General features: G+C 38.5%; 19 protein-coding genes and 1 riboswitch. Of the genes, 7 read left to right on the top strand and 12 right to left on the bottom strand.

Annotated features, from left to right (window positions below; all coding sequences use genetic code 11):
• Positions 1-2 precede the first annotated feature (2 nt).
• The 9 genes from IQ247_RS09845 to IQ247_RS09805 all read right to left on the bottom strand — a co-directional run bounded on the left by IQ247_RS09845 (position 3) and on the right by IQ247_RS09805 (position 5,171).
• A complete protein-coding gene (locus IQ247_RS09845; RefSeq protein WP_193919417.1) occupies positions 3-197 on the bottom strand; it encodes a hypothetical protein in 195 nt (64 codons plus the stop codon).
• A complete protein-coding gene (locus IQ247_RS09840) occupies positions 194-769 on the bottom strand; it encodes a hypothetical protein (RefSeq protein WP_193919415.1) in 576 nt (191 codons plus the stop codon). Before IQ247_RS09840 ends, IQ247_RS09845 begins: the two co-directional genes overlap by 4 nt.
• A gap of 78 nt (positions 770-847) precedes the next feature.
• Positions 848-1,489 (bottom strand): hypothetical protein, encoded by a 642-nt coding sequence (locus IQ247_RS09835; RefSeq protein ID WP_193919413.1) that lies wholly within the window; start codon positions 1,487-1,489, stop codon positions 848-850.
• Positions 1,461-1,859 (bottom strand): hypothetical protein, encoded by a 399-nt coding sequence (locus tag IQ247_RS09830; RefSeq protein WP_193919411.1) that lies wholly within the window; start codon positions 1,857-1,859, stop codon positions 1,461-1,463. The genes IQ247_RS09835 and IQ247_RS09830 overlap by 29 nt, the downstream gene beginning before the upstream one ends.
• Entirely contained in the window at positions 1,859-2,488 is a 630-nt protein-coding gene (locus tag IQ247_RS09825; RefSeq protein ID WP_193919410.1) for a hypothetical protein, read from the bottom strand. The genes IQ247_RS09830 and IQ247_RS09825 overlap by 1 nt, the downstream gene beginning before the upstream one ends.
• Positions 2,481-2,993, bottom strand: coding sequence for a hypothetical protein (locus tag IQ247_RS09820; RefSeq protein WP_193919408.1), 513 nt, complete (start codon positions 2,991-2,993; stop codon positions 2,481-2,483). The genes IQ247_RS09825 and IQ247_RS09820 overlap by 8 nt, the downstream gene beginning before the upstream one ends.
• A gap of 455 nt (positions 2,994-3,448) precedes the next feature.
• Positions 3,449-3,769 carry a hypothetical protein gene (locus IQ247_RS09815; RefSeq protein ID WP_193919406.1) on the bottom strand — a complete coding sequence of 107 codons (321 nt, stop codon included), beginning with the start codon at positions 3,767-3,769 and terminating at the stop codon, positions 3,449-3,451.
• Entirely contained in the window at positions 3,769-3,906 is a 138-nt protein-coding gene (locus tag IQ247_RS09810) for a hypothetical protein (protein WP_193919404.1), read from the bottom strand. The genes IQ247_RS09815 and IQ247_RS09810 overlap by 1 nt, the downstream gene beginning before the upstream one ends.
• A gap of 83 nt (positions 3,907-3,989) precedes the next feature.
• Positions 3,990-5,171, bottom strand: coding sequence for a hypothetical protein (locus tag IQ247_RS09805; protein WP_193919402.1), 1,182 nt, complete (start codon positions 5,169-5,171; stop codon positions 3,990-3,992).
• A gap of 502 nt (positions 5,172-5,673) precedes the next feature.
• On the opposite strand from IQ247_RS09805, the gene IQ247_RS09800 reads away from it, so the two are divergent.
• The 3 genes from IQ247_RS09800 (at position 5,674) to IQ247_RS09790 (ending at position 9,060) form a co-directional block, all read left to right on the top strand.
• The gene (locus IQ247_RS09800; protein WP_193919400.1) at positions 5,674-5,892 is read left to right on the top strand and encodes a hypothetical protein; all 219 of its coding nucleotides are present in this window, start codon (positions 5,674-5,676) and stop codon (positions 5,890-5,892) included.
• A 643-nt stretch (positions 5,893-6,535) separates the two neighbouring features.
• Positions 6,536-6,874, top strand: coding sequence for a hypothetical protein (locus IQ247_RS09795; RefSeq protein ID WP_193919398.1), 339 nt, complete (start codon positions 6,536-6,538; stop codon positions 6,872-6,874).
• A gap of 74 nt (positions 6,875-6,948) precedes the next feature.
• Positions 6,949-9,060 carry a DNA primase family protein gene (locus IQ247_RS09790; protein WP_193919396.1) on the top strand — a complete coding sequence of 704 codons (2,112 nt, stop codon included), beginning with the start codon at positions 6,949-6,951 and terminating at the stop codon, positions 9,058-9,060.
• 147 nt (positions 9,061-9,207) lie between these two features.
• Here the strand turns inward: IQ247_RS09790 and xisF are convergent, their stop codons facing one another.
• The 3 genes from xisF to IQ247_RS09775 all read right to left on the bottom strand — a co-directional run bounded on the left by xisF (position 9,208) and on the right by IQ247_RS09775 (position 12,179).
• A complete protein-coding gene (xisF, locus tag IQ247_RS09785) occupies positions 9,208-10,533 on the bottom strand; it encodes a fdxN element excision recombinase XisF (RefSeq protein ID WP_193919395.1) in 1,326 nt (441 codons plus the stop codon).
• On the bottom strand, positions 10,508-11,893 hold the full coding sequence (gene nifD / locus IQ247_RS09780) for a nitrogenase molybdenum-iron protein alpha chain (protein ID WP_193919392.1): 1,386 nt from the start codon (positions 11,891-11,893) through the stop codon (positions 10,508-10,510). The genes xisF and nifD overlap by 26 nt, the downstream gene beginning before the upstream one ends.
• Positions 11,894-12,017: 124 nt before the next feature.
• Positions 12,018-12,179, bottom strand: a complete 162-nt coding sequence (locus tag IQ247_RS09775) for a hypothetical protein (RefSeq protein WP_228059616.1) — start codon at positions 12,177-12,179, stop codon at positions 12,018-12,020.
• A 615-nt stretch (positions 12,180-12,794) separates the two neighbouring features.
• Positions 12,795-12,963: riboswitch (cobalamin riboswitch) on the top strand.
• A gap of 21 nt (positions 12,964-12,984) precedes the next feature.
• Between IQ247_RS09775 and IQ247_RS09770 the strand changes: the two genes are divergently transcribed.
• The 4 genes from IQ247_RS09770 (at position 12,985) to IQ247_RS09755 (ending at position 18,910) form a co-directional block, all read left to right on the top strand.
• Positions 12,985-15,153: a TonB-dependent receptor plug domain-containing protein gene (locus IQ247_RS09770; protein ID WP_193919390.1), complete on the top strand. Its 2,169-nt coding sequence runs from the start codon at positions 12,985-12,987 to the stop codon at positions 15,151-15,153.
• A 439-nt stretch (positions 15,154-15,592) separates the two neighbouring features.
• Entirely contained in the window at positions 15,593-16,459 is an 867-nt protein-coding gene (locus IQ247_RS09765) for a (2Fe-2S) ferredoxin domain-containing protein (RefSeq protein ID WP_193919388.1), read from the top strand.
• A 128-nt stretch (positions 16,460-16,587) separates the two neighbouring features.
• The gene (locus tag IQ247_RS09760) at positions 16,588-17,751 is read left to right on the top strand and encodes an ABC transporter substrate-binding protein (protein ID WP_322745476.1); all 1,164 of its coding nucleotides are present in this window, start codon (positions 16,588-16,590) and stop codon (positions 17,749-17,751) included.
• A 91-nt stretch (positions 17,752-17,842) separates the two neighbouring features.
• Positions 17,843-18,910 carry an iron chelate uptake ABC transporter family permease subunit gene (locus IQ247_RS09755; RefSeq protein WP_193919384.1) on the top strand — a complete coding sequence of 356 codons (1,068 nt, stop codon included), beginning with the start codon at positions 17,843-17,845 and terminating at the stop codon, positions 18,908-18,910.
• The last annotated feature ends 356 nt before the right edge of the window (positions 18,911-19,266 follow it).

Genomic DNA, 19,266 nt, shown 5'->3' with positions numbered 1-19,266 from the left:
AATTAATCTCCAATGCGTTTAACAATAATTGCAAAATATATAATTGCTGCACCAACAGCTAACATTTTGTAGTCGGTTGAATAAGAGCTAAAAACATTAACGATTGCATCATAAATATCGAAAACTACTCCTAAAAACCATTCAAAGTTTGTGACTATTAGTAATACAGAAATTGCCCAAATAATAAATTTCTTCATTTTCCTCTACCAAAAATAAACGCAATTATGGCAGCGATCGCAATCGCTAGCCCAACATAGCCCCAGTAGTTAGGTTGCTGTTTAAAACCTGCTTCATAATCTTTTATCGATTGCTGAATGCTGGTTACTGTGGCATTACTCTGCCCGACGCGATCGGTCATCTGTCCGATTAATTGTCCATTGACCGACATATTGATTACAAATTTAGACCCACCAAGCATTAAGTTAGTGGATCGAGAAAGTTTTTTGTCAATGGTTAGCACTGATGTGCTGGTATTAACTCCCCCACATAGCAAGTAAAAAAGAATGGGGTTAAATCCTAGTGTTAGCCCGTCAATTGCGGTTAACAACCCAAAGGTTATAGCGCTATTAACAGTTACTGCAACGGCTAGCTGTTGACCATATTGGGCGAGATGTCCGGACGCTTCATACTCCTTCTCAGCAGTTAATTGATGGCGTTCGGTAACGTTCTTACTGTTCTCTTGCTCTAATTGTTCAAGCACGGTAGCGGGTTCGGGTTTGTCCTCATCCCCACCAACTAAGCCGGATAATAAATCTAAAATCTGTGACATATTAATAAAGTGAATTCGTGCTTTGGATTCATGCCCGGTTGCTGTGTGGTCAAACTAAGCAACCGGGGTTTTAATTAATTACTTACCTTTGAAAAAGTCAACCACGCGGCTCAGTAAACTGCGTTCGGTGTATCTCTTCTCCGGTACCAATTCGAGTTGAGAGGCATCACCATTTTGTAAAATGTGATCAAGCCTCTGCTCTTTGTAATCCCTATCAGCCTGCATTTGCTTAAGTGGGAGTTTGTTTTCTAGCTTCTGCATTCTGTATTCATGGTTAGCCATCTGTTCAATATCTGCAATCTCCGCTTCCATCTGTAATGCTTGCATATTGTCAGAGTGCTTATCTGCCCTTAGTTGCTTATCCTGGATAAACTTGAAAGCCTTCTCGGTTCTCCCATCGTTCAAGTCATCATCAGCTAACTCGGTACGGGCAATATCGCTTTCGATGGCTAAGGACGATTTACCAACCTGTTGATAAACATCAGCCCACATCTTATTTAAAGCATCCGTGCCTTGGATCGAGTCGATCATATTGTCCGCTAACTGTGGAGCATACTTGCTTAATCTCCTTCCATCAATACCCATTTGGGCAATGTGCTTTGCGGCTCTCTCATCACCTTTTAAAGCCCTAACAATGTCACCTTCTGAGATGCCAAACTTACGCTGCATTTCCTTGCGAATCGTCTTAGCCTTACTGCTTACATGGTTCTTGTGTTTCATACCTTTCTGTTCTCCCTCTTACGTTAAAGTATTCGCAAAATTGATTATCAATTGCACCCTTGACCGTAGCGATCGCACTTCCTATTAGAAACAGAGCAAACAGCGCCCCAGTGATTCGTATCACTGACCGTTGTAGTTCTTCATTCATCTGCACCCGATTTTCTATTACTTGCGATCGCCCTTCCTCGAAAACTGCTTTCGCACGTCTGACAAATCCAATTTTCAACTGTCCGCTAACCTCGATTACCTCCCCCATTTTTGATTCAAAATCCCTCAACATCTTGTCGAAACTATCCGCGTCAGAACTATATTTAACCTGTTCGTGACGCAGACAGTTTTCTAAATACTGCCTGCGATCATCATCGTTCATTAGTTAGTTTTAACCCTCTCAATAAAAGCCATAAACTCCTGACGCTGCTTTGCCCTTAACTCGTTGATGTAATTAGCCGTTGCTGTCATAGACGCATTAGTCCGATTGGTAAAGTTAGCTGCGTCAGCACGGATATCAGCGAGTACTTCCGATATCTCGTCGGCTTGTTGTTCGCCGTTCTGTACTTGGTAATTCCTCCAAGCTTTTAGTGCCTCCACAATGAATGTTTTGTGGTCTTCAAATTTGCTTTCAATTTCCCCAGAGATGCCCATAACTTCGATGTCAGTCGCGGTTATTCCATTAGCAGTAAACGCTTCTTGAATAGCCCCAGCTTTCTCGAAATTATTGGTAAAAGTAATTTCGCCCTTGCTTTCGTCCTGCATTGGTTCCTCGTCCTCATCTCGCTTACTTAAATTTACGTGACCTATATCTTTTGTTTCCTCCTCCTCAACTTCGGTAATCTGGGAAGATTGCCTACTCAAACTTTCTTTAACCTCCTTAATATCGTCTAATGATGGGTTGCTTGGATCGGAGGCGATCGCGTTTAATTCCTCCCTAATTTCTGCGGAAGTTTTCTTAATTCCTTCACGACTCAATGAACTCTGGATGCGCTTGATAAACTTAGACATTATTGGTTTCTCCTAATAAATTAAATTGATTTATATCTTGTGTACGTTGTCTCTTTGAGCGTTGGTTTTCATGCCAAGTAAGAACAGCACAGGCAACCCCTATATAAGCTCTGATAGGATACAATCGTTCGGCTTTATAATTAACGCCTCCATCTTTAAACCAGCGGTACCACATAGTAGATATGCCGATATATTTACCATTTTTTGATAATCTATTCATCGGCGTGTAGCTCATATTGTCTAACAACAACTTCCTAAAACTTTCACAGGTTATTTGTTGCTTTGGGTGTTTATTCTCAAAACGTCTAATACTATCCCAAACCGTCAATAAATAACGATTTAATGTTATCCGTCCGCTACTATTCATAGCTGCGACTGTTTTTAATATTTCTGGGTATTCCTCCTTATATATTCCTAAATCTTTTAGTTTTCTGTTTAGCCGATACCACGATCTTTCAGATATCTTCCTTCCTAATTCGCGCTCAAAAAGTTCCTTGTGTTTCATTTCTCCATACGTAGATTCAAAAATAATTAGTTAGAGTAAGCGGCAGTGCAACTGACGCTGCGTTTTAACGAGATAATCAGGGTTTCAGCGTTTGGAACTGACGTTAGAGTGTATCAGTTTGACGTTAAGTTGTTACAAAAGCTGTCGTGCAAGCCTTCTACGTAGTAACATGGCAGTGTTTTTGTATCCCCGCACCCTCTTAGCACACAACTGATACAGCGATTTAACAGCCCTGAAAACCTGGTGTGACAGGTGACAGAATAAAAATAAATCCTGGGAAAAACATACCCCCTAAAACTAGCTGAAATTAAGCTTTTACAGATTGCGATCGCTGTTTGGTTGTCGGTTTGCATTCCCTGTATTCCTTGCTGTATATATGGTGTGCAGGATGCACTATAAAGAGAGATATTTCATAGAGCATCATGTAAACCCTAATAACCCGATTGCTGTAATAATTAAGACATAATAGCCTCTGGACTTTCAGTCTTAACCGCGTCAAACTCAGCATTGATTATATTGAGAACTGCCGACGCTGCATTGATTAGAAATTCGCTTTGGTCGATATGACATTCAATGCTTGATGAGTCTTGAATTAATGCTTTCGCTAATTCGTTATTTGGTTGAACTTCACTAACAATATGATTCAAACCGTCACGAGAGATATCTAATAAAGCATCACAATCATAATCTTCACTTGCTAAATCTTTGGATTCATTTAATAACCCGATAATTGTTTTGGCGTGGCGTTGGTAAGCTTTTAACGATTCAAAATTCATTACTTGTTCTCCTTATTAATTAAAGTTTCGATTTGTGCTTTGATTGCTCGTATTTCTGGTGAGTTGGTATTAGTGATTAAATCTAAATGCCAATACGCATTAGATAAGTGAGAAAGTCTATCTTTATTGTTTTTCATTGCTGTAAAATGATTGTGTTCTATTACTTTGCGGTGGTAGATGCATTCCAGCTAATCGGTAGTTCGTAGCTACCGATTAGCTATTAATCTCGGTACGGATGGGAGAGACGAAAAGTAACGCAATCGGAAGCATTGCCCTTCTCAAAATTCTCCCAACCCATCGTTAAATGCAGTTCAATTCTGTCCGGTTCATCCGGCTTATCAATGCCCTTTCCAATCCTTGCTTCCATTTCCCCGCGAGTAGATGAAATAATCTTTTGAGTTCGCTCCTTCCATTCTGTTGACTCGTGCGTTACCCAAGCCGATACGGCAGCTTGAGCATACTCCCAAACCTGCGAATAAGTAGTAGGAATATCCTCCCCGCGATCGCCCCATTCTTCGTAATCGCTGAAATCAACACGGGACAATTTGTACTTCGGATTATCCATCACTGCTAATTGCAGGAAGCGATCAGTTATTTTATTGACCTGTCGCCATAGCTTTCGCTCGTCGCTGGGGATTAGGTTGAGCAAGAAAGTTTCGGTTAGGCAATTAATGTTCAATCCTCTACAAGTAAAAGTTTCTTCTCGCAATCCACTAATAAAGAAATGATCTTGAACAAATCGCAGATTATCGTAAACCTGCCTGGTAAGGAGTCCGCGTACTACCCGTTCCTTGGTAAATACTTTCTGCATCTCCTTAATAAAAGGATTATCGGTAGGTGCTTCTATCTCCGGATCTTCAATCATCTCCCCTGGATCTACACAAATTCTTCTAAATGCTCCCCTGTCCTTTGCATTAGCTAAATCGGCTAAGGTATCCCAAGTTAGGGAGTTGTAAACGCGATCGCCCTTCAGTTCTTCACCATCAATCATTGCGTCCGCTTCATCGCCGAGTCTAATTAGTCCGTCAGCAGTGAGCAGTTGGTTATTATCCTTATAAAGGGCAAACATCGCAGCCCAAAAAGCATTGTGAGTAGAGAAGCGCTTCAGTTTTGCAGGTTTCAATGTCTCCCAGGTTCGATCAAAATCCTCCAATCTCTCATCAATTGCAGATTCAATTGATTCCCCATTATCGGCATCGTAATCGGCAATTAACTTTTCAGCTAAAGCCAGTAATTGCTGCTTGCCCTGTGGGGTGCGAAGGTCGGAATTCTGAAATTGCGCTGCATCGACTTCACTCAATAATTCGTAAGCTGCGATCGCGTTCCTCAACTCCGAATACTTCTTACTTTCGCCACTTCTTAACTTTTCAGTTATTTCTCTAATTAATTGAATTCGTTGCATGGTTGTTACCTATATATGTGTAATTGCCTTTTTCTGGCATACCCCACCGGAATGCGACAACCCGGTTACGCGATATGGAGTAGCTTGTCTGAGCTACAGGGCATCAACTTGAAATTAAAACAAGCCAGCGAACCATTTATTTTGAATCCCGCTCAAAGGATTGCTACATGATTTTATTGCGGTAGCGGCAATCTATTTAATTGGTGCGGTGTTTTGGTTCTCAAGCCGTGTTACGATTTCTTGAACCTCGTTAATATCAATATCCACTCAAATTGAACTAAATACGAGTACATTATGATACGCATTGCCTATATAAAGTTGCAGTCCCTTATTCCGCACGCTCTTTGCGTGGCAACGATTCTTACTGATATCCCAGGCTTCAGAAATATAAGCAATGCTAATATCATATTGAGTGCATTTTGATTTATTCCAGACTATTCTAATATGTACAAGTACTTTGAGTTCAAATTACAATATGTCTGAAATATTTTTAAGCGCCATCATGCCCCGTAAAAGGATCACATACGCGATAGATGAAAGGATAAGCGATTTAATAGCTCAGTTAGCAAGGCAAGAGGGGATTAGCCGTAATCGTTACCTAGAGAAACACTTTGCTCAGGTTGGTATTAGGCTGGGTGTTCTACCTTCCAATTTTGAGCCGTTGGGAGAAACAAGAGGAGGAGATAGAAAAAGTGCAGAAGCTAAGGAACAAGCGGAATGATAAATCCTGAAACTATAGATTTGAACTCTCTTCCTTGGTTGCCGCTAGAAGAGAAAGCCGCACTCCAAACGATATTTTTGAGTATATAAAGGATTGAAATTTTTATGCAAGCAGACTTCTAGTTGGTGAAACGTTTCACAAGCAAGCTCTCAAAACATATTTCGAGAGCTTGTCACATAAGGAGTTATGTAAAAATAAGTTGTACAAATTTTATCTGAAATACCTTGTCAGTCTAGCTTCCATATAAAAAATGTTCAGTTTATTTTTACACGAATCCTAAGCGATCGCACAAACTAAAAGCAGCATCGGTAACAATTCTGTATAGCTTGCTTAAATTTACACGAGCTATAAATCCGTAATTCATGTCACTTGCGACATATGCAAAAGTGGTAAGACCACCACAGGGGAAAGGTTTGCGGCTTTGACTATTGCCCGGAATAGGTATAAGATTTTCTTGTAAAAAAAAGCTCCACAAAGCAGCGGTGCATCAAAAAAACACACCGCTATAATATCCCGTTCTAGGGGTTATAGCCAGTCCAAAATCAAAAAACCTCCTGGATTTATAGTCCAGAAGGCTTTTTCACACAACTTTCGCTGCGATGTGGTTCTTTCATCCAATTTCACCTAATTGAAAGAACATGACATGAATAATAATTTAACAGACCGAAAGGTTTTTAGTCAATCCCAAAAATCTAGTTTTGATATCCGCAACCTATCGTCTCAGCAAGTACAATCGATTTACATTTATAGCCGATTGACAGATAAGGATTACGAAGAAGCAGTAACCAAGCGCGGGTTATGCCCGGAATGGGTGCTTGTCAATTGCCGATCAATGGAAACTTCCGAAGCATCCGAAAGATTAAGAATTGATGCAAAGTACGGTGGGATATGGCTTGAAGGCGTAAACGGGTTCGGTCAATTCCGACCACGCAAGGCTTTTAAAACTAGCGAAGCTAATAAGAAAGCGCTCAAAGGAAGTTAGCAGAGCAACTGGGTAAATTCGATATTCCCGTCTATTCTGTATCTGGGTTGTGGAATGTAGAGGAAGGGAAAGGCATGGATGATTACATCCAGAATAATGGTTTCGACAAATTCCGAGATGAGGTTTTAGCTAAGGCTGAAACTATAGAGCAGTGGGAGAAGCAATTTAAAAAGGAGAAGGAGGATAAGAGGGAAGAAAAAGTAACCCAAGGATTATTAGCTAATAAACTAGCCGAAGAATATCGCGCTCAATTGGCGTGGAATATTCCCGCAAAAGCTTGGTATCAGTACCAAAAAAGAAAGGCTGGGATATGGAGCGAAACACCATTAGAAACGGTAAAAATGCTCGTTATCGACGAGTTAAACCTTATGAAAGAGGAATATACCGATCCGTTTGTCAATGGGGTAGTCTCGCTTCTGAAATCCCACTTACGAGTAGAGTATTGGGAAGTGATGCCAAGTAAAGTTTGTTTGGCAGATGTGGTTATCGATATTAGGAATTTAGAGACTACCGAACATCAACCGGGCTATAAGTTCCTTTCTTCTTTACCTTTTAAATGGGCAGATCGCGAAGTTGGATGCGAACCTATCAAGCAATGGTTGCTTTCTACCTGTGGCGATCGCGCTGATTGGTTAGAAGTAATTCGGGCAACGATGAACGCAACTATTACCGAACGCGGTGCTGAACTTCAGCGATATATAGAATTAATTGGTGCTGGGGGGACGGGTAAAGGTACCATCTTGCGTTTAATCCAAGCTTTACTGGGTAAAGAAAATTACGCCGTTACAACGCTCAAACAGCTTGAAACTAACAGATTTGAAACCGCACTTTTCTACGGTAAAAAAGCAATATTCATTACCGATTCGGAACGGTACGCCGGAGAAGTAAGCGTACTAAAAGCAATTACGGGAGGTGATGATTTAAGGCTTGAGAAGAAATCAGTACAGCAGACTGATAGTTTTGTATTCACTGGCGTTGTTTGGGTAGCGTGTAACGAAGCAATTCAGAGCAGTGATTACACCAATGCCCTTGCTCGCCGTCGTTTGTCTATGAGTTATGAAAAAGTCATTCCCCCCCATCTCCGGCGAGATGTCATCGAGGAGTTTAAACCTTACCTCCCTGGCTTATTAGCGTGGGTGCTTTCATTAACCCCTGATGTCGTAGCTGACTATGTACGTAATACTACAAAGTGCGTCCCCTCCTTAGCTTCGTTCGGTCTTGAAGTGCTTTTAGAAACAAATCCATTAGCTAACTGGGCTGACCACTGCCTTTATTACGATCCAAATATTGAAACAAAAATAGGGAATGCGAACGGCGATTCAAAAGATTGCTTGTATGCCAATTATTTAGAATGGGCATCAAGTAACGGTCACTCTGGAATGACGACTCAACGTTTCAGTTCAAATTTACTTAACTTACTCAAAACTCAGCTAAGTATTGACGCTACAAAGCGTAAAACCCAGCATGGAAGGCACATTACAAAAATTGGTATCCGTCAACCCGGTCATAACTTCCCATTTTTGATTTCAGGGAATGACGACCCCAATGACGACCCAATGACGACCAGTAAGACGACTGAAAGCATTGGTAATGATGGTTTTGAGCAAAATGACGACCTTTTAAGAGATTCCTTAAATAATGAGTCAACAGTCAATAGTCAAACTAATGACTCATTCCCTAAAGAAAGAGAAGAAAGTAGTCATGGTCGTCATAACCCCTCAAAACCATCATTACCAAGGGATACAGGTCGTCATAGCCCCATCATTGAGTCGTCATTAAAAGCTGGTCAGGTCGTCATTACCCCACCAAGGAATAAGGGTGATGACGACTCTAAAAAAGCTGAAAGTACTGGCAATGATGGTTTTGAGCCATTGAAGGAAGTCAACGAGGGAATCAACGAGGGAGTCAGCATTAAGGCAAGGTTAAGAGAAGGTCAGACCGTTTACCCCACCACTGGGAAATACCAAGGAAAGGAATGCAAAGTCAGCGCGATCGCTGATAACGAAATATGGGCGTACCCAGTGACAACCCAGTTAGGAGTAGTGGGAACGACTTATCAAGCATCCGAGCTATCACTTACGCCCCCTGTAGTTGCCACTACCTCAAGCGAGTGCGAACCATACCAAACCTCTATTGACTGGGATGGTTGGGAGAACGAAGAATACCTAGATTGTCCCGAAGATTAGGCAGTAGTAACCTAACCCGTCCGCAGTAAACAGAAAATTTCTAGTACAAATCTACAATTAAAAAACCGCTTCAATTAAAACCATGACTAACCCAGCCAGCCAAACTAAAAATAACGTGTGGGTAAGGATTAGGGACAAGGCGCTCGCCTACACTAATGCCCGCATTGAAATATTTAACTCCTTACCTCCTGAGTACTTTACCGAAGAAATAAAACGGATACAGATGGAGCGCAATTCCTCATCAGGTAGCGACTCCAAAAAATCAGCTTGAAGTAGAGCATATAATATCTTTTTATCTTCTTTGATCGTTGAACCGCGAACGTTTTGATGATGTTCGCGGTTCCTTATCTGCTTTTCAAGGTCGGCGATCGCAAACGCGATCGCCGGGTTGTCACCTAACTTTTTCAGCCCATTGATTTGTTGCTGAAGTTGTAATAGTTCTGGGTCATCTTCGTTTCGTTCGGTAGCCAGCAATTCAATATCTCTGGTTATCATGATGGCGTACAGTCGTAATTCTCCTATGACTTCCCGTTTAACGATTGAAGCCGCAATGGTCTTTTTATTGGTACAACTTTTTAAACCAAATGCTTTATATGCTGCACACTGGAAGCGTAATACATTCTTACTTTGAGGACTATTCGCGCCAGATTTACTCATGGCAGCCCCGCAAACCCCGCAACGGAACAAACCAGCAAGGAAGTGAAGTTTATACTTGCTGGTATCTCGCCTAGTCTTAAGTCGTGTAGTTTGTTCTAATTCTTGGTACTCAACCTCGCTCAACAGTGCCGGGTGCGTGTTGTAATGGATTTTTTCTTCCCCATCTACCTTATATACCGTATGCCCTCTAAGGCACGGGTTTAAAATGTACCGTCTAAATGATGTGGGATACATCTTTACCCCATGTTTATCCGCCAACCACCTACTAATTTTGGTTTTGGTCTGCGATCGCAGTCTTTCGCATAGTTCCCGCGCAATATCCCAATTAACAGGATGGGGGATTAGTTTTAAATTCTCGTCCTTGGTGTACCCAAAAGGGGGTTTAAATGCCTTTAGATTTTCCCGATAGTAATTTAATCCATGCCTTACGCGATCGCTTATGCTGCGAGATTCAAACTCAGCCATTGAAGCAATATTTTGAATAGTCAACCATTCCATCGCACTGCCCGACCCATCAAGTGGCATATCAAGGTTAGTAAACTTAACGGAATGCTCCCTAAACAACTCAATAGCCCGGTGTATTTCAATGGCATTTCTTCCTAATCGGTCTAACCGTGTGGTAATTACCTCAGTAACAGCACTTGCCTTGACTAACTTCAAAAGCTGCTTGTAATTCTTCCTTGAATCCTCCCGTCCCGATTGAATATCGGTTAGTATCTCCTCTGCTCCTGCTTTTCTAAGTCGCTCAACTTGCTGATTTAATGCATCGGTATCAGCTTGGTTCTTGCTACTAACTCGTGCGTATCCTACTTTCACCACAGTCTTTCCGCGCAACAATTACCATAATAAGTCTTAAACACATTTTTTGGAAAACATACTTCTCTTTAATCCCAGCACCAATGATGTCTGGTTTGAGTGCTTTCACAAACTGCTCGAATTCGTAACCAGTTACGTCATCGTAAACGATGGTTCCGTTTTCAATATAGTTTGTAGTACGTTTGTAGTCGTCACTGTGAGCAAATTCATAACCAGTGCTGACCAATTCCATTCCTAAGTCTTTGAATGCTGGTACAACGTGACGAGGACGTAAACCACCAACCATCAAAGCAACAGTCTTACCTTTCAAGCGAGCGCCGTATTTTTCGAGGATTGCTTTCGATGTAGGTTCGTACTTAGCAATTACCTTCTCAGCGTTTTCTTGGATTTTCTCATCGAACTTAGCGGCGATCGCTCTTAAAGATTCAGCAATTTTGGTAGGTCCGAAGAAGTTGTACTCCATCCAGGGAATACCATAAGCTTCTTCCATGTGACGAGAAATGTAGTTCATCGAACGGTAGCAATGAATCAAGTTCATTTTTACCTTGGGAGTCAACATCATTTCGTTGATGGTGCCGTCACCACTCCACTGAGCGACTACACGTAAACCGATTTCTTCCAACAAGATGCGGCTAGACCAAGCGTCACCACCGATGTTATAGTCACCGATGATTGCCACATCGTAAGGACCGGGTTCGTAGCCAAGGGTGTTGTCCTTAGCAGCTTGATCTGCTTTAGGGAATACCCAGTCACGAATTGCATCGTTAGCAATGTGGTGTCCTAAAGACTGAGATACACCACGGAAACCTTCACAACGAACGGGAATAACTGGTTTACCGATTTCTTTTGATGACTTTTTAGCAACTGCTTCAATGTCATCACCAATCAAACCTATAGGACATTCCGATTGAACTGAAACACCTCTGTTGAGGGGGAACAATTCGTCGATTTCCTGAATCATTTTGGCGAGTTTTTTGTCACCACCAAAAACAATGTCTCTTTCTTGGAAATCAGAAGTAAAGTGCATTGTACCAAAGGTATCAACACCAGTTGTTCCAATATAGTAGTTACGACGACCAGACCAAGACCAGTAACCGCAACCAACTGGACCGTGGCTGATGTGAATCATGTCCTTAATCGGACCCCAAACCACACCTTTAGAACCTGCATATGCACAACCACGAGCGGTCATTACACCAGGAAGAGATTTAATGTTGGATTTAACACCGCAATCGCTCTTACCTTCTTCATGCACGTTGAGGTGCTTAGCACGTCTTTTTTTAGCTTTCTCTGGATAAGCTTCTAAGACTTCTTCAATCAGCTGTTTTCTTTCTTCAACGATATTCTTTTTGTCCGACATAAACTTTCTGCCTTTTTTTAGTACTGGAACTACTTGGGATGTACAATTAAAGCCGAATCGTGGCAGGTAAAGGGTAAAAGATAGAACCTTTACCCTTACCACTTTGACTACCTTTGACTACTTATTAGGTAGCAGGAACTTCTTCAGCTTTTTTACCAATGATGTCTGCGTGTTTGGAATCGTCATCTAAGATTCCGAACTCAATGAGTAGTGCTTCTAACTCATCCATTTCTAAAGGTGTTGAGCAAACAAGGTAAGTTTTATTCAACTCTATTGTTTTTGACATCGCAAGCACTTACTCACAACTCCATTGCATTTCTCTCCATACTTCGGACAACCAGTTGCATAAGTCTCTCGTTGCGATATTTCTCGACAGTATTGGCAGATGAAATTATAAACTCTTGTATGGATTACGCGGTCGTGTGCTTTGACTTTATACTCTCGGACATGAACTTTCTTGCTTGGCATATTTCTACTTAAGCGATTAATTAACAAATAACGATAATGATAATCAATTTCTGAGAGATAAAAACAACAGTTGATAAAAAACTGGAAAAATCAGGTGGTGATGACAACCATAAAAAGAAATGTAACAAAAAATACTAGCTTACGATAATCATTATCATTATATTAGTATTCATAAATAGGAATCCGGCGTTGAAAATTGAAAAGAAGGTAGTATATGTAACTGTTCCCGATTAAGAGTCCTTAGTCCTGACAACTGATTCACAAATCAAACAGGATTGCTATAGATTGGCAAAATTAAAGTGGTTGGGGGTTTGTTAATTTTTTTGGAATCGTAGATATTGTTTAGATGCACTTAAAAATGACCGTGTAGAAAATTAACAAATGTAACATCGCAATATTAAACTAGTGGTTGAATATGCTAATCTACTTCCAATCTCGAGTTTTATTAGTTGGTGATGATGGGGGTCAGCCATCAGACGTAAGGGGGAAAGTTCGGTGTAAATCCGGCACTGTCCCGCAGCTGTAAGCCGATTTTAGATAATCACAAATCAGAAATCTAAAATTGAGTAAGTCAGAATGCCCGCCAATTATGACAAAAAAACACAATTATCTGCGAGGTACAGATGAGAAATATTTCTGTTAATTTTATATGGAAAATCAAATTCGCCGTATCATTTTTTATATTAATACTGGGAATATTATCGGGAAATTGCAGGGCTACAGCAGAAGAAATAGGACAAATATCAGATTTACCAACATATGAAGGTATTGCAAAAGACTTAGAAATACTTCCAGTAACAGTTGAAGAGAGATTGGCAATAGTTGAGAAAATAGAAATAGAAGATATTGCTCAAAATACTCCTTCACAAGAAGCAGAAAAAGAAGAAGAAGCAGATATTGAGCTTACAGTAATAGGAGAAATATTAAACCAACCAGTTTTTACACCATTTCGTCGAGAAGGGAAAGTGCGAGATGCAACTCGTCCAGTTTACGTGATTAACCGCAAAGAAATTGAAGCTCAAGGTGCGCGTACTGTTAAAGAAGCATTGAGGTTTGTTCCTGGAATTTTACCTGATGGTACAGTGGGAACAGAAATTGGTGGTTTGAGTGGTCAGTTTATTCGTGGTTCTAATACCGGACAAGTATTGATATTACTCAATGGAAGGCCAATTAATAACCTTGGTAGTGGTGGTTTCGACCTTTCTGAAATAACTACAGATATAGTCGAAAGAGTTGAAGTTCTTCCTGGTGGAGGTTCTACCCTCTATGGTTCTGATGCAATTGGAGGGACAATCAATATTATTACTCGTCGTCCCACAAAAGATATTATTACTACGGCTCAATTAAAATTGGGTAGTTACGATTTAAACGAACAAAGCATTCAAACTAGCGGTAAACAGGGTAATGTATCGTGGCTATTAGGGTACAATCGGACTCGTGCTAATAATAATTTTGATTATTCCATTCCCGAAGTTGACTTTGATGGAACTAGGGAAAATGCTGATGTACTCTACAATAATCTCAATTTACAGGTGAATGCAGAATTAAATAAACGCCAAAGTTTGAGTTTCAACACTATTTATCTAGCTAAAGACCAAGGAGTTCCGGGTGGTGTGGCAATTCCCCAAATTTCTCAGGCTGCTTTCAACTCTCTTACTGATAATAATCGTAAGTATACAGACCAAGTTCTCACAGATTTAACCTGGAATGCAAAATTAGGAAAAGCAGAGGATTCCTTATTAACAGCGAGAGTCTATCTAGACTTTCTCAATACCCGTTTCGACAATCGTACTGGAGAGATTAACAACCATCGACAATTTGATAATAATCAGCGTTCTTTGGGTTTTCAGGTACAGCATAACTGGCAAATTGCTCAAAATCAAAATCTTACTTATGGTTTTGACTATCGTAATGTGAGTGCTGAAAACGTGACTCGCAATCTCGCAGAGCAAACAGAAACAGAGAATTACGATGATAGTATCGGAAAAGGAGCAGTATTTAGTAAATATCTCGTAGATGTGACTCCGGATGTCCGATTAAATTTGGGATTACGTCAAGATTTCAACAGTTTAGTAAATGGTTCTGTCACATCTCCAGCAGTGGATGTACGTTGGAATCTATTTGAAAAGACTACACTCAGAGGTAACTATATTCGTAACTTTCGAGTTCCGACTTTATTTAATTTATATAGTAATTCTCCCTTTGCTAAAGGTAATCCAGACTTAAAACCGGAAAGGGGTAATAGTTTTGATATTGGAATCGACCAACAATTAGGAGATATTGGTTTATTACGTTTAACATTCTTCAATAACACAATATTGGATAATATTGCCTATGATTTTGTCAACTATACCTATGAAAATATTGGTAAAGTTAGGACAACTGGAGTAGAAGTTGCTTTAAACTTGCAATTAGCAAAAAATTTCTACTTTTCTGGTAACTATACTGCAAATGACCCTAGAATTCTGGAGAGTTCTAATCCCGCAGAAGTTAATCAGGAATTGAGATTTGCTGGTGCTGATAGTATTAATTTAGGACTTTCTTACGAAAATCCTCAAGGTTGGTATGCAGGAGTTTTGATGCATTCTTTAGGTAATTATCCCACGAATAACACGAATACAGAATCTTTGCCTGGTTACACAACTTTTGATTTTAAATTAAGAGTCCCTGTGAGTCAAAATCTGGCGATAAATGGTAGTGTAGAAAATATTTTTGACCAAAGATATCAGTTATTTCCTGGCTTCCCTGATGCAGGTAGAATTGTACAAGTAGGGATGAATTACAAATTCTAAACAAATTAATTCCTATAGGAGTCCTAATTGAATATTGAACAAAACTCAGTACAGTTTCTACTCCCGAAGAAACTAACCCCAACAACTGGATAAGGCTTCGCCAGGCTTGCGCCAACAAAAATCAAACGGGATTCCTATATCTAATTGTAAACTTGATTAATTCTGAACTGTTGGATTTAAATGTTTTTTATCAGAATAGGAGAATAAAAACCTGTCAAACTCAATGAAAAAGATTAGAATTTTGATGATTCGATATATCACGTCTGTTACAAAATCTATTCAATATAAAGAGTTATCAAATAACCTGAATTCGACATAATCACAGAAGTCGGGTACTGATAAACTAATAAGAATCCGACTTCTTACAAAACAGTTTCTTTGAAAAAGTGTAGATAATTGATTAAAGTTAATTTGTTATAAAAATATTCAATCTAAAATCATGAGTAACTATAATCCTTGGGTAAAACCACTAAACCGTCAAATTACAGAAGAATTACCGATGGAGGGTAAAGTTGAATATGAGGATATTGATTGTGGTTGTGATGTTTTATCATCTTTACTTTACACATTATTTCAACAAAATTGGCACCAAGTTGAGTTAGGACACATTGCTCAAGGTGGGGTTTTAGAATTAGAATTTACTAATCCACCTAAAATTTGTATTCTTTATGATGGTTATCTAACAGTGGTGACAGAAGGATGGCATTTACATTTGTGTATTGATGAAACTTTCGGTGGTCCCAATAATCAAACTCCTTTAGAATTAAGAAAACAAAGAAGAATCAGTCGTGCAGCATTTTATCGACGTTTTAATGCAGCAGGAAAACTAAGGAGTTGGGGAATAGAACTTTGGAATGGTACGGGTGAAAATGTGATGACAATTTTTTTACCCAATCCTTTAATTGATGGTGAAAACTTATTACCAGAAGGGAAACCAAACTTATCTAAATTAGCTCTTTATCAAGAATTACGGGATATTTATGTATTAGGTAAAAAACCAATGCCATTTACACAAAATCCTTTGAAACGTGCTTATATTTCGGTTTGTACTTCTGGAAGATGTTTACCTTCAAGGAATTGGCAACCTACTTATGAAGCATTAAAAAATGCTGTTGAAAAAGCAGGTTTAGATATAGAAGTAAGAACTTCTGGCTGTTTAGAAGTTTGTAAATTAGGTCCTGTAGTATTTAATTCTCAAGATAGAACTTGGTACACTCGTGTTCAACCAGAAGTAGCTCAATCAATTGTTGACAAACATTTAGTTCAAGGAAATAAAGTTACCGAATATCTTTATCCACCACAATAAATTTAAAGTTTTCTTTGCGTACTTTTGCGATAACCTCCGCACACCTTTGCGTTTGAAAATATATCAATACTTAAACTATGCAATTTTTTCAATTGAAAAAAAAATTCTTCTTATTGTTTTGTCAATTTGTGTGTATAGCATTTGTAATAATTGCTTGTAATAACACCCATAATTATCCAATAATCTCATCAGTTACTAAGAAACAATGCATTCAAAATTTTAATCCAAATACAGACTATTTCCCCGATAAAGCTACTATCAATTATGCGACAGGTTTTTCTATTGAATATCAAAATAATTATAAAATTGTCACGGTAAAAAATCCGTATCCAGATGCAAAAACAAGTTTTCAATATATTTTAGTTAAATGCGGTACACCAGCACCATCAGGATTTAAAGAAACTCAGTTAATTACAGTACCTATAAATACAGTTGCTTCTCTTTCTACTACTCATTTACCTCATTTAGCTTTCTTAGGAGTAGTAGATAAACTCGTCGGTGTGAGTAATCCCAAAATAGTCAATACAATAGAAGTCGTTGAGAAAATCAAAGCAGGTAAAATTGTCGAATTAGGTAACAATGATGTAAATGTAGAAAGATTATTAGAACTCAATCCTGATTTAATTACAACTTATGGAACAGGGAATCAACAAACAGATAATCATCCAAAATTATTAGAAGCAGGATTAAAAGTAGCGATAAATGCTGAATACATGGAAAATACATCTTTGGGTAGAAGCGAATGGTTAAAATTTACGGCTTTATTTTTTAATCAAGAAGCAAAAGCGGAAAAAGTATTTAGTAAAATAAGTCAAAATTATCAAAAAATTGCCGAGAAAACTAAAACTGTTAAAAAACGTCCAAAAGTATTTACCGGATTTAATTTTAAAGGAACTTGGTATGCTCCAGGATGTAAAAGTTATGTAGCGCAATATTTGACAGATGCGGGTGCAGAACTACTTTGTGTTGATAGTGTTGATGGTAGTAGTATACCTTTATCTTTTGAAGATGTTTTTGAGCGTGCTGTGACAGCAGATTATTGGTTAAATATGAGTCAATCTTGGCAGAGCTTAAAAGATGTAATTAGAGAAGATAGTCGTTATAGTAATTTTCAAGCCGTGAAAAAAGGTCATGTTTATAATAATAATGCTCGTTTAAATGAAAATGGAGGTAATGATTATTGGGAAAGTGGAATTAGTAATCCTGATATGGTTTTGGCTGATTTAATTAAAATTTTTCATCCAGAATTATTACCAAATCATCAGTTGTTTTTTTATCAGAAGCTGAGTTAAGTTCAAATATAGTTCAAATATAGTTCAAATACAATTACTTAGCCCAAAGGAAAACTGAGGTTTATGCAAATGATTGCTGAGATTAAAATAGATGTTTATCAATAATTACAAAAATACAAATAAGAAGAATAATAACAAAATAATTATTTTGACGATTTTAGTTAGTAGTTTAATTTTTGTATTTTTATTAGATTTAGCTTTGGGTTCAGTAAATATTCCTCTTGGGGAAGTTATCACTATTTTGTTAGGAGGAGAATCAGAAAAAGCTACTTGGAGTACTATTATTTTCAAATTTCGCTTACCAAAAGCTTTAACTGCAACTTTGGCTGGTGCTGCTTTAAGTGTAAGTGGATTACAAATGCAAACGCTTTTTAAAAACCCACTTGCTGGACCATTTGTATTAGGAATTAGTTCTGGTGCTTCTTTAGGAGTTGCTTTTGTAGTACTCGCAGCGAATACTACTGGTATGGGTACATTGTTAATAAATTTAGGAATAATTGGGGATTTAAGTTTAATTATTGCAGCTTGTCTAGGTGCAGCATTGGTGTTAGGAATGGTGTTATTAATATCTCATCGAATACCCGATTCCATGACACTATTAATTTTGGGATTACTTTTTGGTTATGCTACTAATGCGATTGTGAGTATTTTGCTGCATTTTAGCGAAAATAATCAAATCCAATCATATTTACAATGGACTTTTGGCAGTTTTGGAGGTGTCACCTGGCGACAATTAATAATTTTAGCGCCGATTATATTGCTAGGATTAATCATGGCTTTGCTATTATCAAAACCTTTAAATGTAATGCTTTTAGGTGAATCTCAAGCTCAAACTTTGGGTTTAGCGGTGCAAGAAACGAGATTCTGGATTATTTTAAGTGCTTCAATATTAGCAGGTGCAATTACTGCATTTTGTGGCCCGATTGGATTTTTGGGTGTTGTGGTTCCCCATCTGTGTCGCAATTTATTTAAAACTGTAAATCATAAAATATTAATTCCTGTTGTAGCTGTGATGGGGGCAATATTGGCATTATTTGCAGATTTAGTATCTCAATTACCGGGAAGCCAAACTGTTTTACCTTTGAATTCTGTGACTGCTTTGATTGGTACTCCCGTTGTTGTGTGGGTGATTTTACATCGTCGTTCGCAATTTTATTGAATATTTTTATTTGTATATGAATAAAATCTAAATTCTGATGATTACAATTAATTTTTAATATGAACTCGATAAATATAATCTGACAATTATAATTCGGGTTTTTACCATAATTATCTGATCTACCAGAGATTGAACATAAAAACCCGGCTTCTTATCCCATATGCTTATTAACGGACAATTGATCATAATATTCCCAATTTGAAAAAAATCTCTATTTAATTGCAACTTCTGGTGGAACGAAAAATTAACAAATAGAGATTATAATACCCCGAATAGAATAATCTCATTTCCTAAATTAAAAAATGGAAAATTTTGCGAGCATCTCGTCCACTATTTGGCAATCTCTAATCCCATCA

Source organism: Plectonema cf. radiosum LEGE 06105 (genome assembly GCF_015207665.1).
Classification (GTDB): domain Bacteria; phylum Cyanobacteriota; class Cyanobacteriia; order Cyanobacteriales; family Nostocaceae; genus Rivularia; species Rivularia radiosa_A.
This window is presented reverse-complemented; position numbering and strand designations above follow the sequence as displayed.

Excerpts from the sequence above, each read along its gene's own strand:
- IQ247_RS09845 (WP_193919417.1), bottom strand. The coding sequence starts at position 197 with ATGAAGAAATTTATTATTTGGGCAATTTCTGTATTACTAATAGTCACA.
- IQ247_RS09840 (WP_193919415.1), bottom strand. The coding sequence starts at position 769 with ATGTCACAGATTTTAGATTTATTATCCGGCTTAGTTGGTGGGGATGAG.
- IQ247_RS09835 (WP_193919413.1), bottom strand. The coding sequence starts at position 1,489 with ATGAAACACAAGAACCATGTAAGCAGTAAGGCTAAGACGATTCGCAAG.
- IQ247_RS09830 (WP_193919411.1), bottom strand. The coding sequence starts at position 1,859 with ATGAACGATGATGATCGCAGGCAGTATTTAGAAAACTGTCTGCGTCAC.
- IQ247_RS09825 (WP_193919410.1), bottom strand. The coding sequence starts at position 2,488 with ATGTCTAAGTTTATCAAGCGCATCCAGAGTTCATTGAGTCGTGAAGGA.
- IQ247_RS09820 (WP_193919408.1), bottom strand. The coding sequence starts at position 2,993 with ATGAAACACAAGGAACTTTTTGAGCGCGAATTAGGAAGGAAGATATCT.
- IQ247_RS09815 (WP_193919406.1), bottom strand. The coding sequence starts at position 3,769 with ATGAATTTTGAATCGTTAAAAGCTTACCAACGCCACGCCAAAACAATT.
- IQ247_RS09810 (WP_193919404.1), bottom strand. The coding sequence starts at position 3,906 with ATGAAAAACAATAAAGATAGACTTTCTCACTTATCTAATGCGTATTGG.
- IQ247_RS09805 (WP_193919402.1), bottom strand. The coding sequence starts at position 5,171 with ATGCAACGAATTCAATTAATTAGAGAAATAACTGAAAAGTTAAGAAGT.
- IQ247_RS09800 (WP_193919400.1), top strand. The coding sequence starts at position 5,674 with ATGCCCCGTAAAAGGATCACATACGCGATAGATGAAAGGATAAGCGAT.
- IQ247_RS09795 (WP_193919398.1), top strand. The coding sequence starts at position 6,536 with ATGAATAATAATTTAACAGACCGAAAGGTTTTTAGTCAATCCCAAAAA.
- IQ247_RS09790 (WP_193919396.1), top strand. The coding sequence starts at position 6,949 with ATGGATGATTACATCCAGAATAATGGTTTCGACAAATTCCGAGATGAG.
- nifD (WP_193919392.1), bottom strand. The coding sequence starts at position 11,893 with ATGTCGGACAAAAAGAATATCGTTGAAGAAAGAAAACAGCTGATTGAA.
- IQ247_RS09775 (WP_228059616.1), bottom strand. The coding sequence starts at position 12,179 with ATGTCAAAAACAATAGAGTTGAATAAAACTTACCTTGTTTGCTCAACA.
- IQ247_RS09770 (WP_193919390.1), top strand. The coding sequence starts at position 12,985 with ATGAGAAATATTTCTGTTAATTTTATATGGAAAATCAAATTCGCCGTA.
- IQ247_RS09765 (WP_193919388.1), top strand. The coding sequence starts at position 15,593 with ATGAGTAACTATAATCCTTGGGTAAAACCACTAAACCGTCAAATTACA.
- IQ247_RS09755 (WP_193919384.1), top strand. The coding sequence starts at position 17,843 with ATGTTTATCAATAATTACAAAAATACAAATAAGAAGAATAATAACAAA.